Annotated in this window: 12 protein-coding genes; 5 read left to right on the top strand and 7 right to left on the bottom strand. The window is 73.9% G+C overall.

Going from position 1 to position 14,958, the window contains the following annotated elements:
• Nucleotides 1–20 precede the first annotated feature (20 nt).
• The 3 genes from ABWK59_RS23625 (at nucleotide 21) to sepH (ending at nucleotide 4,357) form a co-directional block, all read left to right on the top strand.
• Nucleotides 21–1,268, top strand: a complete 1,248-nt coding sequence (locus tag ABWK59_RS23625; RefSeq protein ID WP_354642604.1) for an MFS transporter — start codon at nucleotides 21–23, stop codon at nucleotides 1,266–1,268.
• A 112-nt stretch (nucleotides 1,269–1,380) separates the two neighbouring features.
• Entirely contained in the window at nucleotides 1,381–2,697 is a 1,317-nt protein-coding gene (locus ABWK59_RS23620; RefSeq protein ID WP_354642603.1) for a D-arabinono-1,4-lactone oxidase, read from the top strand.
• Between the two features lie 496 nt (nucleotides 2,698–3,193).
• A complete protein-coding gene (gene sepH, locus ABWK59_RS23615; RefSeq protein WP_354642602.1) occupies nucleotides 3,194–4,357 on the top strand; it encodes a septation protein SepH in 1,164 nt (387 codons plus the stop codon).
• A 122-nt stretch (nucleotides 4,358–4,479) separates the two neighbouring features.
• On the opposite strand, the gene ABWK59_RS23610 is transcribed toward sepH, so the two are convergent.
• Nucleotides 4,480–5,313: a sulfurtransferase gene (locus tag ABWK59_RS23610; RefSeq protein WP_354642601.1), complete on the bottom strand. Its 834-nt coding sequence runs from the start codon at nucleotides 5,311–5,313 to the stop codon at nucleotides 4,480–4,482.
• Between the two features lie 133 nt (nucleotides 5,314–5,446).
• Between ABWK59_RS23610 and ABWK59_RS23605 the strand changes: the two genes are divergently transcribed.
• On the top strand, nucleotides 5,447–6,238 hold the full coding sequence (locus tag ABWK59_RS23605; RefSeq protein WP_354642600.1) for a VOC family protein: 792 nt from the start codon (nucleotides 5,447–5,449) through the stop codon (nucleotides 6,236–6,238).
• A gap of 58 nt (nucleotides 6,239–6,296) precedes the next feature.
• On the opposite strand, the gene ABWK59_RS23600 is transcribed toward ABWK59_RS23605, so the two are convergent.
• The 4 genes from ABWK59_RS23600 to ABWK59_RS23585 all read right to left on the bottom strand — a co-directional run bounded on the left by ABWK59_RS23600 (nucleotide 6,297) and on the right by ABWK59_RS23585 (nucleotide 11,627).
• Nucleotides 6,297–6,947 (bottom strand): thymidine kinase, encoded by a 651-nt coding sequence (locus ABWK59_RS23600; protein WP_354642599.1) that lies wholly within the window; start codon nucleotides 6,945–6,947, stop codon nucleotides 6,297–6,299.
• 30 nt (nucleotides 6,948–6,977) lie between these two features.
• Nucleotides 6,978–8,138: an alkaline phosphatase family protein gene (locus ABWK59_RS23595; protein ID WP_354642598.1), complete on the bottom strand. Its 1,161-nt coding sequence runs from the start codon at nucleotides 8,136–8,138 to the stop codon at nucleotides 6,978–6,980.
• 14 nt (nucleotides 8,139–8,152) lie between these two features.
• Nucleotides 8,153–8,743 (bottom strand): DUF5998 family protein, encoded by a 591-nt coding sequence (locus ABWK59_RS23590; protein WP_354642597.1) that lies wholly within the window; start codon nucleotides 8,741–8,743, stop codon nucleotides 8,153–8,155.
• 91 nt (nucleotides 8,744–8,834) lie between these two features.
• A complete protein-coding gene (locus ABWK59_RS23585; protein WP_354642596.1) occupies nucleotides 8,835–11,627 on the bottom strand; it encodes a GNAT family N-acetyltransferase in 2,793 nt (930 codons plus the stop codon).
• 219 nt (nucleotides 11,628–11,846) lie between these two features.
• Between ABWK59_RS23585 and ABWK59_RS23580 the strand changes: the two genes are divergently transcribed.
• Complete coding sequence (locus tag ABWK59_RS23580; RefSeq protein WP_354642595.1) at nucleotides 11,847–12,125, top strand: HPr family phosphocarrier protein; 279 nt, start codon at nucleotides 11,847–11,849, stop codon at nucleotides 12,123–12,125.
• 78 nt (nucleotides 12,126–12,203) lie between these two features.
• On the opposite strand, the gene ABWK59_RS23575 is transcribed toward ABWK59_RS23580, so the two are convergent.
• Together ABWK59_RS23575 and ABWK59_RS23570 are read right to left on the bottom strand one after the other, a co-directional pair.
• Entirely contained in the window at nucleotides 12,204–13,115 is a 912-nt protein-coding gene (locus ABWK59_RS23575) for a glutaminase (RefSeq protein WP_420492841.1), read from the bottom strand.
• Between the two features lie 302 nt (nucleotides 13,116–13,417).
• A complete protein-coding gene (locus ABWK59_RS23570) occupies nucleotides 13,418–14,611 on the bottom strand; it encodes an RtcB family protein (protein ID WP_354642593.1) in 1,194 nt (397 codons plus the stop codon).
• Between the last annotated feature and the right edge of the window lie 347 nt (nucleotides 14,612–14,958).

The following is a 14,958-nucleotide window of genomic DNA, read 5'->3' as shown; positions in this document are numbered from 1 at the left end:
ACCCACCCAGCGGAGCCCGCGTGCTGTCCAGTTACCGCCAGATCTTCGCCGCCCCCGGCACCCTGGCCTTCTCCTCCAGCGGCCTGATAGCCCGTCTGCCGATCTCCATGACTGGCATCGGCATCGTGACGATGCTGTCCCAACTGCGCGGCTCGTACGGACTGGCGGGCATGGTCGCCTCGGTGCTGGCGCTGTCCGCGGCAGCGCTCGGACCGCTGGTGTCCTCGCTGGTCGACCGGCACGGGCAGCGCCGGGTCACCCTGCCGGCGACCGCCGTGACCATCGCCGCGGCCACCGGGCTGCTGCTCGCGGCCCGGTTCGGCGCCCCCGACTGGACGCTCTTCCTGTTCGCCGCCGGCATGGGCGTGATGCCCAGCACCGGCTCGATGGTCCGCGCCCGCTGGGCCCACCTGTACCGGGAGGCGCCACCCCGGCTGCACAGCGCCTACTCCTTCGAGGCCGTGATGGACGAGGTCTGCTTCATCGTCGGCCCGATCCTCTCCATCGGCCTGGCCACCGCGCTCTTCCCCGAGGCCGGGGTGCTGCTGGCCGGCGTCTTCCTGACCGTCGGCGTCCTGCTGTTCACCGCCCAGCGCCGCACCGAGCCGCCCGTCCACCCGGCCGCCCACCACGAGGGCCGCTGGGCGATCGCCTCCGAGGGCCTCCAGGTGCTGGTGCTCACCTTCGTCGCCACCGGCGCCATCTTCGGCTCGGTCGAGGTGGTCACCGTCGCCTTCGCCGAGGACCAGGGCCACACCGCCGCCGCCAGCATCGTGCTGGCCGTGTACGCCCTCGGCTCCTGCCTCGCCGGCCTGGTCTTCGGCACCCTCAAGCTCAAGGGCTCGATGCCCGGGCGGTTCCTCGGCGGCGTCGCGGGGATGGCCGCCGCCATGGTGCCGCTGGTGGTCGTCGCCCAGCTGTTCTCCGGCACCGCCGGCCTGGTCGGCATCGGCGCCGCCCTGTTCCTGGCCGGCCTGTCCATCTCCCCCACCCTGATCACCGCCATGGCCCTGGTCGAGCGGCTCGTCCCCGCCTCCAAGATCACCGAGGGGATGACCTGGACCACCACCGGCCTCGCCCTCGGCGTCGCACTCGGCTCCTCGGCCGCGGGCTGGGTGGTGGACGGCGCCGGCAGCCCGGCCGGCTACTGGGTGCCGCTCACCGCCGCCGCCTTCGCCGCACTGACCGCCCTGCTCGGCCTGCCCCGGCTCCGCGGCGGCCTGCGCCCCACCGCCGTCCCGCGCGGCGAGACCTCCCTGCAGCACTGACCCACGGCTCCTCCACGCCCCCTCGCTCCCGGCTACGCGGGGCATGGACCTGGAACCGCCGAGTGACTACGCTCCCCCTACCCACCGGTAGTTCGTGACAGGAGGCACTCGGATGCCGCACGGCACCACCACCGACGGCTGGCGCAACTGGGCCGGCAACCAGAGCGCCCGCCCCAGCCGGGTGGTCACCCCCGGCTCGGCCGAGGAGATCGGTGAGGTGCTGCGCCGCGCGGCCGAACAGGGCCGCACGGTCAAGGCCGTCGGCTCCGGGCACTCCTTCACCGCCATCGCCTCCGCCGGCGAGGGCGTCCTGCTCCGTCCCGACGCGCTCACCGCCGTCCGCCGGATCGACCGCGAGGAGGGCACCGTCACCGTCGAGTCCGGCCTCCCGCTGCACCGGCTCAACCGGCTGCTCACCGCCGCCGGCCTCGCGCTGACCAACATGGGCGACATCGAGGTGCAGACCGTGGCCGGCGCCACCAGCACCGGCACCCACGGCACCGGCCGCGACTCGGGCTCCCTCGCCGCCCAGATCCGGGCCGTGGAGATCGTCCTCGCCGACGGCACCGTCAAGCAGTGCTCCCCGCACGAGAACGCCGAACTGTTCGAGGGCGCCCGGCTCGGCCTCGGCGCCCTCGGCGTGGTCACCGCCCTCACCTTCGGCGTCGAACCCGCCTTCCTGCTCACCGCCCACGAGCAGCCCATGCGCTTCGACGAGGTGGTCGACCGCTTCGACGACCTCACCGCCGTCAACGAGCACTTCGAGTTCTACTGGTTCCCGCACACCGACCGCTGCTCCACCAAGCGCAACAACCGCAGCCAGGGACCGGCCGCGCCGCTGCCCCGCGCCAAGGCCTGGCTGGAGGACGACCTCCTCTCCAACACCGTCTGGGAGGGCGCCTGCCGCATCGGCCGCCGCTTCCCCGCCACCGTGCCGGGCATCGCGCGGATCGCCAGCCGCGCCTGGTCCGACCGCAGCTACACCGACACCGCGTACAAGGTGTTCACCAGCCCGCGCAAGGTCCGCTTCATCGAGATGGAGTACGCGGTGCCGCGCGAGGCCGCCACCACCGTGCTGCGCGAACTCAGGGCCATGGTCGAGCGCTCCGACTGGCGGATCAGCTTCCCGGTCGAGGTCCGCACCGCCCCCGCCGACGACATCTGGCTCTCCACCGCGTACGGCCGGGACAGCGCCTACATCGCCGTCCACCTCTACCGCGGCACCGCCGAACTCGGCTACTTCACCGAGGTGGAGAAGCTCATGACGGCCCACCAGGGCCGTCCGCACTGGGGCAAGCTGCACACCCGCGACGCCGCGTACCTGGCCGGGGCGTACACCCGTTTCGGGGAATTCACCGCGCTGCGCGACAAGGTCGACCCGGACCGGCTGTTCGCCAACGACTACCTCCGACGGGTCCTCGGCGCCTGACCGCACGGACGGCGGTGCACAAGTGGCGCACGGGCACCGCACGGACGGCGCGCGGGGTCTATCCCACCGTCCCCGGGGCGCGCGGCATTTCGAACAAGTCTGCCGATCTTGCGCAGAGAAGGACACAAGGGTCGAAAATCTGGTTCCGAGCGGTCGATATATGTGAAGATGATCACCGTCCGGTGACCGGAGGTCGGCCAATGGAGTGCGGACTCTTGAGAATCCGGTGATTCGCGGGAGACTTGAGCGGCGAGCCGCCCCTCTTGTTGCCACGAATGGAGTACTGTTCGTGGAGCCTGAGCCTTCGGTCGACTTGTCGACTGCCCATCAGACGGTGGCACCGGGGCCGGGCGCGACGTCGACCGGCGACGTGGCGAACAGGCAACCGTGCCACAGCGGCGCGCCCGGGCGAAAGCCCGACACGCCGGGTAACTCTGCAAGGTTGTGGCCAGTCGCACGCGGGCAGGCCACACTCAGTACGGGAGCAGCGACGCAGGTGACGTCGGCAGGCACCACCCGGGAGGTAACCGTGCCCGAACTGCGCGTCGTGGCCGTCAGCAACGACGGCACACGGCTGGTGCTCAAGGCTGCCGACAGCACGGAGTACACCCTCCCCATCGACGAGCGGCTGCGCGCCGCCATCCGCGGGGACCGGCCGCGCCTCGGCCAGATCGAGATCGAGGTCGAGAGCCACCTCCGCCCCCGGGACATCCAGGCGCGGATACGAGCCGGTGCCTCCGCTGAGGAGGTCGCGCAGGCCGCCGGGATCTCGGTCGAGCGGGTGCGGCGTTTCGAGGGCCCGGTGCTGGCCGAGCGCGCGTTCATGGCCGAGCGCGCCCGCAAGACCGCCATCCGCCGGCACGGCGAGACCACCGGACCGCAGCTGGGCGAGGCCGTCGCCGAGCGGCTCGCGCTGCGCGCCGCCGAGAAGGACACCGAGCGCTGGGACTCCTGGCGCCGCGACGACGGCACCTGGGAGGTCATCCTCTCCTACCGCGCCGACGGCGAGGGCCGCAGCGCCTCCTGGACGTACGACCCGCCGCGGCGGCTGGTGCAGCCGAACGACGACGAGGCGCGCGCGCTGATCGGCGAGAACGTCGAGCGGGACGAGGACTCCGTCTTCCCGTTCATCCCGCGGATCGCCCGGCTGCCCCAGGAGCGCCCGCCGCGCCCGATGATCGAGCGGCCCTCGGCCGACCGGATCATGCAGGCGCGGGAGGTCCGGGACGTCCGCGAGGTGCGGGAGGCCCGGGAGGTGCGGGAGGTCCGCGAGGCGACGGCGGACGGCCGGGACTCGCTGACTAGCCTGCTGGACGTGGTGCCCGCGTTCCGGGGCGACCTGGCGATCGGGCCCGCCCCGGAACCGGCGGTGGCGGTGGCCGCCTCGTCGGCGACCACCGGTGACGGTGTCGAGGAGGCGGAGGAGTCCGCGGGGGCCGCAGCTGCGGCGGCGGCCGGCGGTGCCGGCGCGGCGAGCGTCGGGGCCGGGTCCGCGTACGCGGACATCCTGATGCCGCGGTCGGTGTCCCCGCACCGCGACCGGCTGGTCGGGACGACGGACCGGCAGGCCGAGGCGGACGGGGTCCGGCCGGGACGCCGCGCGACGGTACCCAGCTGGGACGAGATCGTCTTCGGCAGCCGCCGCAAGAAGCCCGAGTAGCCCGGGCAACCGGTCAACCCCAGGGGCGCGGGGAACTGCGCGAAGCGGGAGGGTGCGGCGCCGCACCTTCCGACTTCGCGCAGTTCCCCGCGCCCCTTACTGGTTGACCGCCAGCCACCGTGTCAGGGGGTGGGGCCGGTGGTGGCGGGGTTGGTGGGGGTGGCGGACCATTCGCTCCAGGAGCCGGGGTAGAGGGCGGCGTCGGGGTGGCCGGCGAGGTGGAGGGCGAGGACCTCGTGGGCGGCGGTGACGCCGGACCCGCAGTAGACGGCGACGGGCTGGTCCCCGAGGCCGAGGCCGCGGAAGCGGGCGACCAGGTCGGCGACGGGCAGGAAGCGGCCGTCGGGGCGGAGGTTGTCGGTGGTGGGGGCGGAGACGGCGCCGGGGATGTGTCCGGCCCGCGGGTCGACGGGTTCCACCTCACCGCGGTACCGCTCACCGGCACGGGCGTCCAACAGCAGCCCGGTGTGGGCGAGTTCGGCCGCCTGGGCGGCGTCCACGGTGGGGAGGCGGCCGGGTTCGGGGCGGAAGTCGCCGTCCGCGGGGGCGGGGGTGTCGGTGCTCTCGGGGAGGCCGGCGGCGCGCCAGGCGGCGAGGCCGCCGTCGAGCACCCGGACGTCCTCGTGGCCGGCCCAGCGCAGCAGCCACCAGGCGCGGGCGGCGGAGGTGGCGGGTCCGGCGTCGTAGACGACGACCGGGCGGCGGGCGGTGACGCCGGCCCGCCGCAGGGCGGCGCCGAGGACCCCGGGGTCGGGCAGCGGGTGGCGGCCGCGGGGCCCGGGCGGGGCGGCGAGTTCGCGGTCCAGGTCGAGGTAGTGGGCGCCGGGCAGGTGGCCGGCGGCGTACTCCTGGTGGCCGGGCGGGCCGCCGAGCTGCCAGCGGATGTCGAGGAGCACCGGCGCGTTCGCCGAGCCGAGCGCCTCGGCCAGCTCGTGGACGGGGATCAGGGGCGTCATGCCGCCATTGTGGCCTGCGCGACTCCGCCCTTTGTACGGTCTTTGCGCGGCTCGCCGGTCCACCGGGGGTCGACGGGGGCTCCGGGGTGCCACCATGCGGCCTTGAGGTCTCGGCTCCGGTGTGGAGGTGCGCGTGACTGCGCTGAGGATGCGGCTGGCCCAGGGCATGCCCTGCTGGGTGAGCCTGATGACCGGCGACCTGGGGGACGCGATGGCGTTCTACGGCGCCCTGCTGGGTTGGGAGTTCGAGCCAGGTCCGGACCAGCTCGGCGCGTACGTGCGGGCCAGCCTGCACGGCGCGAAGGTCGCCGGTCTGGGGGTCACCCCGGCGGGGACGGACTACCCGGTCGAGTGGACCACGTACTTCGCGGTGGACAGCGCGGACGAGGTGGCGCAGCGGGTACGGGAGTGCGGCGGGACGGTGGCGGTCGGGCCGCTGCAGGCGGAGCGGGCCGGGCGGATGGCGATCGCCGCGGACCTGTCGGGCGCGGTGTTCGGGCTGTGGCAGGGCGGGGAGCACCTGGGCTGGGAGGTGGTCGGCGAGCCGGGCGCCCCGGCGTGGAACGAGCTGGTGACCGCGGACGAGGCCAGCGCGATGGTGTTCTACCGGTCGGTGCTGGGCCGTTCCGTGGTGGCGGCGGAGGCCGGCGCGGTGGCCCGCGGCGAGGACGACGCACAGCTGCTGGTGGGCGGCCGCCCGGTGGCGGGCATCCGGCACAGCTCGGACCTGCGGGAGGGCCCGGCCCGCTGGCGGGTCCACTTCGCCGTGCACGACACCGACCTGACGGTCCACCAGGCGCTCGCCCTGGGCGGGCGGCTGCTGCTCGGGCCGTACGACACCCCGTACGGGCGGGTGGCCCGGCTGGCGGACCCGCAGGGCGGGCGGTTCTCGGTGGTGCGGCTGCCGGAGCCGGACGGCCGCTGAGGTCCCTCGGCGGCCGTCGGCAGCCGTCCGTGACGTCGGCGGCGTCGGCGGCCGTCCGTCAGCGGGCTTCGAAGGGCAGCACGTCCGGGGAGAGCACGGCGGCGCGGGAGGTGGCGGCGGTCAGCCGACGCCGGTGGTGGCGGCGGCACAGCACCTCGTAGCCGATCTCGTCCTCGTTGACGGCCACGTCGCCGATCACCACCTGGGCGCCCTCGACGACCATCACCCCGCCGACCGTGCGGGCGTTGTGGGTGGCCCGGGCGCCGCACCAGCACAGCGCCTCGACCTGCAGCACCTCGACCCGGTCGGCCAGCTCGATCAGCCGCTGCGAGCCCGGGAACAGCTTGGTGCGGAAGTCGGTGGTGATGCCGAAGGTGTAGACGTCGATGCCGAGTTCGTCCACCACCCGGGCCAGCTGGTCGATCTGGTCCGCGGAGAAGAACTGGGCCTCGTCGCAGATCAGGTAGTCGACCTTTCCGCCGGCCGACAGCAGGTGCACCACGTGCGCCTGGAACTCGAAGTCCTCGGTCACCTCCACGGCGTCGGCCCGCAGGCCGAGTCGGCTGGAGATGGTGGCGGCGCCGGCGCGGTCGTGCCGGGTGAAGATGATCCCCTTGCGGCCGCGCGCGGCGTGGTTGTGGTCCATCTGGAGGGCGAGCGTCGACTTGCCGCAGTCCATCGTGCCCGAGAAGAACACCAGTTCAGCCATGGGTGGTGCGGGGGCCTTTCAGCTAGTGGTTCAGGCGCGGACTTCGAGCAGCGGGACGAGCTGCTCGACCGGGGTCATCGAGCCGTGCAGGCCGACCATCGAGGACTCCCCCGGCTCGCTCCGGGAGGCGATCACCGCGATGTCGTCGCGCGCGGCGGCGACCACGTCGCCGATCCGGTGGTAGACCCGCTCGTCGACCACCGGGCCGAACCAGCCGGCCGCCACCGCCTGGTCCCGGGTGGCCACCCACATCCGGTCGCCGAGCACCTCGCTCCACACCGCGTGGACGTCCCCCGCCGCCCCGGGCACCGCGTACACGTGCCGGGCCCGGCCCTCACCGCCGAGCAGGGACACCCCGGCCCGCAGCTCCCAGTCCTCGTCGAAGTCGACCCGGTCCTCCGGCGCGATGTCGATCATGCCGTGGTCGGCCGTCACGTACAGCGCCGACCGCGGCGGCAACTGCTCCGCCAGCCGGCGGACCAACCGGTCCACCGTGTCCAGCATCATCCGCCAGTCGTCCGAGTCCACCCCGAACCGGTGCCCGGCCCCGTCCAGCTCGCTGACGTACGTGTACACCAGCGCCCGGTCGTGCTCCGCCAGCCAGCGCGCCGCCAGGTCCATCCGCTCCTCGCCCGTGGTCCGGCCCAGGAACGTCCCCCCGGACAGCGCCACCTGCGTCAGCGGCGTGGTCGAGAACAGCGGCGAGGACACCTGCGCGGTCGCCACCCCCGCCGCGTGCACCCGCTCGAACACCGTCGGGTGCGGCTGCCAGCTGCGCGGCTCCACCGGCGGCTGCCAGCGCAGCTGGTTCATCAGGTAACCCGCCCCCGGCACCGCCACCGTGTACCCGGCCAGGCCGTGCACCCCCGGCGTCAGCCCGGTGCCCACCGAGGCCAGCGAGGTCGCCGTCGTCGACGGGAACCCGGCCGTGATCGGCGCCGAACCGGCCACCAGCGAGGTCAGGAACGGGCAGTACTCCGGGTGCCGACGGATCAGCTCCCAGCCCATGCCGTCCACCAGGAACACACAGACCCGGTCGGCCGGCTCCAGCACCAGGCCGCTGCGGAAACCGTCCACACCGAGCCCGGCCGCCACGGCCGGCAACAGGTCCGCCAGCGAACCCGACCCGTACTGCGGAGCCGGGGCGTCGGAGGGATCGAGGATCTCGAAGGAGTCGTAACCGAGGTGCATGCGGAGCGTCGGCCTCAGACCCGTCCGGCGACGGTCGCCTCGGACAGCGCCCGCGCGAACACCAGCGCCTGCGCCACCGTCTCCGGCCCGTCACCCGCCTCCGACACCCGCAGCGACAGGTCGTCCGCGGTCGCCGACCCGGTGTACCCGTGATCCGCCTCGCAGTTCGGGTCCGAGCAACCCGCCGGCTCCAGATCCAGCCGCTGCACCGCACCCCAGCCGATCGTCAGCACCACCTCGCGCGGCAGCGTCCCCGGCGTGTACGTCTCCGGATTCGACACCATCCGGCTCACCACCACCGAGTTGATCCGGTCCAGCCGGACGCTCTCCGTCGACGTCGTCGCGTACGGCACCGGATTGCCCGCGTCACCGTTCTGCTCGTCGGTGTGGCTCACCACGAACCGCGACGGCGTCAGCACCAGCACGGTCACGTGCCGCCGCACCTCGTTCGCGTCGAAGGTGGTCTCCTGGTGGACCAGGTACGAGGTGATCGGCTCGGTGCCCACCGCGGACTCCACCGCCTCGGACACCAGCGCCGGGTAGTAGCCGCTGCGCTCGATCGCGGACCGCAGGTCCTGCGTGGTGGTGGTACCGGTCTTCGCCATAACTCCATCCTGGCATGTCCCGCCGACGAAGCGGGTGGCACTGCGCCGGACTTTCCGGGCCTTCGGCGCCCCGGAGGGCAGCCACGCAAGGTTACAGGGTGCTCATGGCGCGTGGCCCCAGATCGGTCCGCACCGGGAGCGGGGCGATCCGCACCCGCGCCCCCAGCACCGCCAACCCCTGCGGCGCCACCACCACCGGCTCCAGATCCACCCCCGCCACCTCCGGCAGATCGTCCACCAGCCGCGACACCCGCAGCAGCAACTCCTCCAGCGCCCCCGTGTCCACCGGCGCCGCACCCCGCCACCCGAACAGCAACGGCGCCGCCCGCACCTCCCGGATCAACCCCGCCACGTCCCGGTCCGTCGCCGGCACCAACCGGTGCGCCAGATCACCCAGCAACTCCGCCGGCGCCCCCGCCAGCCCGAACGACAGGATCGTCCCCACCGCCGGATCCACCGAGGCCGCGATCACCGTGTCCACCCCCCGCGGCGCCAACCGCTGCACCACCAGCCGCGCCCGCCCCGCCCCGCCCAGCAGCACGTCCAGCTCCCGGTGCGCCCGCCGCAGCTCCGCCTCGCCCGTCAGGTCCAGCCGGACACTGCCCAGGTCCGGCCGGTGCCGCAGGTGCTCCGCCGTCGCCTTCAACGCCACCGGGTACCCCAGCGCCGCCGCCGCCCGCACCGCCGCCTCCTCGTCCGGCGCCGGCAGCACCGGACTCACCTCGATCCCGTACCGCCCCAGCAGCTCTGCGGCCTGCCCCTCCGGCAGCGTCACCCGCGCCCCACCCGGCTGCAGCCGCGCCGCCACCGCCTCCCGCGACCCCAGCGCCGCCTCCACCAGCGCCCGCGCCCCCGCCTCGTCCACCCCCTCCAGCTCCGGCACCCGCGCCGTCCCGACCGCCTCCTCGCTGCTCCGCCGCCAGGCCGCGTACCGGACCGCGTCGGCCAGCGCGTGAACCGCCCGCTCGGGCGCCGGGTACGCGGGCACCCGCCCCTCGCGCAGCCGCTCGGCGAGGCCGCCGAGCGCCAGGTGGACCAGCAGCAGCGGCTTGCCCAGCTCCCGGCCGCGCCGGGCGGCGTCCAGCAGGGCCCGGGCGATCTCCGGGTCGTCCTCGCGCACGGCCGGGTCCGGGACGGCGCCGTGCACGCCGATCGGCGGGATGGCGACCGCGATCACCGCGTCCACGGCCGGGTCGGCGAGCGCGGTGTCCAGCGCGATCCGGAAGTTCTCGCCGGTGGCGCCGGTGGTCAGGTCCACCGGGGTGCGCGGGCGCAGCCCGGCGCTCAGGCAGGCGTCGTAGCTGAGCAGGCCCAGCGAGTCGGAGTTGCCGACCACGGCGACCCGGTCGCCGGCCGGAAGCGGCTGGGCGGCGAGCAGCTCGCCGGTGTCGAACAGCTCGGTGATGGTGTCCACCCGGATCACCCCGGCCTGCTGGAACAGGGCGTCGGCGGTGGCGTCCAGCAGCCGGCTGGCGGCTGGCTGGACGGCGTGCCCGGGCGGCAGGCTGCCGGTGTGCCGGGCGCCCTTGAGGACCACCACCGGCTTGGCGGTGGCCAGTCGGCGGGCGATCCGGGTGAACTTGCGGGGGTTGCCGAAGGACTCCAGGTAGAGCAGCACCACCTCGGTGGCCTCGTCCTCCTCCCAGTACTGGAGCAGGTCGTTGCCGGAGACGTCGGCGCGGTTGCCGACCGAGGCGAAGGAGGAGACGCCCAGGCCCCGGCGGTGGGCGCCCTCCAGCAGCGCCACCCCGATCGCGCCGGACTGGCAGAACAGGCCGAACGGGCCGCGGGCCGGCAGTGCGGGGGCCAGCGAGGCGTTGAGCGGGTGCTCCGGGTCGGTGTTGAGCAGGCCGAACGCGTTCGGGCCGATCACCCGCATCCCGCCGGCCCGGGCCTGCCGGACCAGGGCACGCTGGCGGTCCAGGCCCTCCGGGCCGGTCTCGGCGTACCCGGCGGTGAGCACCACCAGGCCCTGCACGCCGTGCGCACCGCACTCGGCGACCGCGGCGGGCACGGCCGGCTCGGGCACGGCGAGCACGACGAGGTCCACCGGCCCGGGGATGTCCGACAGCGCGCGGTGGGTGGCCACCCCGTCCAGCTCGGTGCCCGGCTCGGCGTTGCGGTTCACCGCGTACACCGGGCCGTCGAAGCCCGCCGCGAGGTCGCGCAGCACGGCCCGGCCGACCGACTGCGGGTTGCGCGAGACCCCGACCACGGCCACCGAGCGCGGGGTGAGCAGCCGCTGCACCGAACGGGCCTCGGCGCGGTGCTCGCGGGCCCGCATCACCGCCAGCGAGGCGGCGGTGGGCTCCAGGTCCAGCTCCAGGTGGACCACGCCGTCGGCGAAGCTGCGGTGCTGGGTGTAGCCGGCGTCGGTGAAGACCTTCACCATCTTGCGGTTCTCCGGCAGCACCTCGGCGGTGAACCGGCGGATGCCGCGCTCCTGGGCCACCGCGGCGATGTGCTCCAGCAGCGCGGAGGCCACGCCCCGGCCCTGGTGGGCGTCCTGCACCAGGAAGGCCACCTCGGCGTCGGTCCCGGTCTCCGAGGGCCGCCCGGAGGCGTCGGTGCGGTCGTAGCGGACGGTGGCGATGAAACGGTCCCGCACCACCACCGCGAGGCCGACCCGGTTGACGTAGTCGTGGTGGGTGAACCGCTTGACGTCCTTGTCGGACAGCCGTGGGTACGGGGCGAAGAAGCGGAAGTACTTGGACTGGTCGGAGACCTGCTCGTAGAACTCCACCAGCCGGTCGGCGTCGGCCGGGGTGATCGGCCGGATCCGCGCCGTGCCGCCGTCGCGGAGCAGGACGTCGGCCTCCCAGTGCTGGGGGTAGCCGTGCTCGTCGTCGCCCTGGCGCGGGGGGCGGGCCGCGGAGTCGTCCACGTCCGCCAGGTTATCCGCCGCGGGGCCGCCCGGCTGCGGGCGTGCGCGGAATGCCGGGCGCCGGGCGGGACGCGGGGTGGGGCGTGGGGTGGGACGTGCTGGCGGGCGGGACGCGGGGTGGGGCGTGGTGGTGGCGGGCGGGCGTGCGCGGACTCCGGACGGCGTGCAACACTGGTCTAGACAACATGCTCCACCAGCACCACCCGAAAGGCACGTCCCATGGCAGAGCGCCGCGTCACCGTCGGTTGGGCCGAAGGCCTGCACGCCCGTCCCGCCTCCATCTTCGTCCGCGCCGTCACCTCCACGGGCGTGCCCATGACCATCGCCAAGGAGGGCGGCACCCCCGTCAACGCCGGCTCCATGCTCGGCCTCCTCGGCCTCGGCGCCGAAGGCGGCCAGACCGTCATCCTCGCCTCCGAGGCCGACGACGCCGACGGCGCCCTCGACCGCGTGGCCAAGCTCGTCCAGGGCGGCCTCGACGAACTCCCCGCCGCCTGAACCCACCACCCCGAAGGGGGCGCACCGCCCGGCGGTGCGCCCCCTTCGTCGTGACCCTCCGGCACCCGGGGCGGATGCTCAGAACACCGACCATCCGGTCGCCGTCGTCAGCGCGTCCAGCGCCGCCACCCCCAGCACCGAGTTCCCCGCCGCGTCCAGCCCCGGACTCCACACGCACACCGAACCGCGCCCCGGCAGTATCGCCAGCACCCCGCCGCCCACCCCGCTCTTCCCCGGCAGCCCCACCCGGTACGCGAACTCCCCCGCCGCGTCGTACGTCCCACAGGTCAGCATCACCGCGTTGATCCGCTTCGCCTCGCTGCGCGACAGCAGCCGCGAACCGTCCACCCGCACCCCGTGCCGCGCCAGGAACAGCCCCGCCAGCGCCAGGTCCCGGCAGCTCGCCGAGATCGCGCAGTGCGCGTAGTAGTGGGCCAGCACGCTGTCCACCGGGTTGCGCAGATTGCCGTAGCTCGCGATGAAGTGCGCCAGCGCCGCGTTCCGGTGCCCGTGCCGGGCCTCCGAGGCCGCCACCGCGTCGTCCGTCCCCACCTCCGGGTTCCCCGACTCCGTCCGCAGGAACTCCCTGACCGCCCCCACCGCGTCACCGGTCAGCTCCAGCAGCCGGTCCGTCACCACCAGCGCACCCGCGTTGATGAACGGGTTCCGCGGGATGCCGTGCTCGGTCTCCAGCTGCACCAGCGAGTTGAACGGATTGCCGGACGGCTCCCGGCCGACCCCGCGCCACAGCCCGTCCCCGCCCTCGGCCAGCGCCAGGGCGAGCGTGAACAGCTTCGACACCGACTGGATCGAGAACGCCCGCTCCCACTCCCCCACCCCGTGGACCGCCCCGTCCACCGTCGCGATCGCCATCCCGAACGCCCCCGGATCGGCCGCCGCCAGCGCCGGGATGTAGTCGGCCGACCGGCCCCGCGCCCCGCCGCCGAGCGCCTCGGCCATCACGTCCTGAAGAAGCTGCTGGTAGTCCACGGCGGCCATTCTGCACAGCGGCCGCCGACGCCCCGCACCGAACCGGACATTTCGACTTGAGCGATTACGCCGGATCGGATGATCGGCCCGCATTCCGCCCCCGCCGGCCACCCCGGCCGCCGAGGCCGGCGCCATGCACGAGTTCGACCTCGAAAACCCCGAGCACGCCGACCTGTTCGGCTTTCTCCAAGCGGACGGACACCTGTGCGAGGGCACCCGCAACCGGGGAAGCCTCGACGGCGGATCGGCCCTACCGAAGAAGGCCGGGGTGCGCCTCCCGCGCACCCCGGCCTCCGACCGACTCAGCCCTTCACGCAGACGACCTGCTTGAGGTGGGCGACCACCTCGACCAGGTCGCGCTGCTGGTCCATGACCTTCTCGATCGACTTGTACGCGCCCGGGATCTCGTCGACCACGCCCGCGTCCTTGCGGCACTCCACGCCCTGGGTCTGCTCGACGAGGTCCCGGGTGGTGAACCGCTTCTTCGCCGCCGTGCGGCTCATCTTCCGGCCGGCGCCGTGCGACGCCGAGTTGAACGCCGCGGCGTTGCCCAGACCGCGGACGATGTACGAACCGGTGCCCATCGAGCCCGGGATGATGCCGTACTCGCCCGAGCCAGCCCGGATCGCGCCCTTGCGGGTCACCAGCACGTCGACGCCCTCGTAGCGCTCCTCCGCCACGTAGTTGTGGTGGCAGCTGATCATCTCGTCGAAGCCGACCCTCGCCTTGGGGAACTCCCGCCGCACGACGTCCTGCAGGAGCGTCATCATCATCGCCCGGTTGTACTTGGCGTACTCCTGCGCCCAGAACAGGTCCTGGCGGTAGGCCGCCATCTGCGGGGTGTCCGCGATGAACACCGCGAGGTCGCGGTCGACCAGCCCCTGGTTGTGCGGGAGCGAGCGGGCCACGCCCATGTGGTGCTCGGCCAGTTCCTTGCCGATGTTGCGCGAACCGGAGTGCAGCATCAGCCACACAGCGCCGGCCTCATCAACACACAACTCGATGAAATGATTACCGCCGCCGAGGGTTCCCATCTGCTGCGCCGCCCGCTCACGCTTCCAGAGCACCTCGGACGCGATGCCGTCGAAGCGCTCCCAGAGCCCGCCGAAGCCCGCCGTCGAGAGGCCGTGCAGCTTCCCCGGGCCGACCGGCTCGGAGTGCAGGCCTCGGCCGACCGGGATGGCCTGCTCGATCTTGGAGCGCAGCCGCGACAGGTCGTCGGGCAGGTCGGCCGCGGTGAGCGAGGTCTTGACGGCGGTCATTCCGCAGCCGATGTCCACGCCGACCGCCGCGGGGCAGACGGCGCCCTTCATGGCGATGACGGAGCCGACGGTGGCGCCCTTGCCCAGGTGGACGTCGGGCATCACGGCGAGGCCGTGCAGCCACGGGAGCGAGCTGATGTTGCGCAGCTGCTGCATGGCCTGGCCCTCGACGGTGGCCGGGTCGGTCCACATCCGGATGGGGACGCGGATGCCGGGTACTTCGGTGTACGACATGGTGGTTTCGACCTCCACGGGTCGTGTGTTTCCAGCGTAGGTGGGTGCCGTGCGTGGAGTCCCGGTACGGCTCGGGGAAGTGTGGGGCCGCGCTCAGGCGGTGGGGCAGCCTCGGAGTGGTCTCGGGGAGCGTCGCTCGACCCGCATGGTGACCGCCTCCTTCCGGGCTGTGTGTGGTGGCCGCGGTGTGCGGCTGCGGGAGTATCTACCCATGGCGTCCGGTGGGGGTGCAACGGATTAAACGGCACGGGCCCGGCGGGAGCTGGTGCTCCCGCCGGGCCCGTGCCGCGGTGGCCGGTGTCGCCGTCGGCCGCTGCGTGTTGCCGTGTGTCGCCGTGTGCCGCCGG

It is taken from the genome of Kitasatospora sp. HUAS MG31 (assembly GCF_040571325.1).
In the GTDB taxonomy this organism is placed as follows: Bacteria; Actinomycetota; Actinomycetes; order Streptomycetales; family Streptomycetaceae; genus Kitasatospora; species Kitasatospora camelliae.
Note: the sequence above shows the minus strand (reverse complement) of the source record. Positions and strands in the feature narration are given on the sequence as shown.

Bases quoted from the DNA above. Each gene is read 5' to 3' on its own strand.
- ABWK59_RS23570 (WP_354642593.1), bottom strand. From the start codon at position 14,611: ATGTCGTACACCGAAGTACCCGGCATCCGCGTCCCCATCCGGATGTGG.
- ABWK59_RS23580 (WP_354642595.1), top strand. From the start codon at position 11,847: ATGGCAGAGCGCCGCGTCACCGTCGGTTGGGCCGAAGGCCTGCACGCC.
- ABWK59_RS23610 (WP_354642601.1), bottom strand. From the start codon at position 5,313: ATGACGCCCCTGATCCCCGTCCACGAGCTGGCCGAGGCGCTCGGCTCG.
- ABWK59_RS23590 (WP_354642597.1), bottom strand. From the start codon at position 8,743: ATGGCGAAGACCGGTACCACCACCACGCAGGACCTGCGGTCCGCGATC.
- ABWK59_RS23595 (WP_354642598.1), bottom strand. From the start codon at position 8,138: ATGCACCTCGGTTACGACTCCTTCGAGATCCTCGATCCCTCCGACGCC.
- ABWK59_RS23600 (WP_354642599.1), bottom strand. From the start codon at position 6,947: ATGGCTGAACTGGTGTTCTTCTCGGGCACGATGGACTGCGGCAAGTCG.
- ABWK59_RS23620 (WP_354642603.1), top strand. From the start codon at position 1,381: ATGCCGCACGGCACCACCACCGACGGCTGGCGCAACTGGGCCGGCAAC.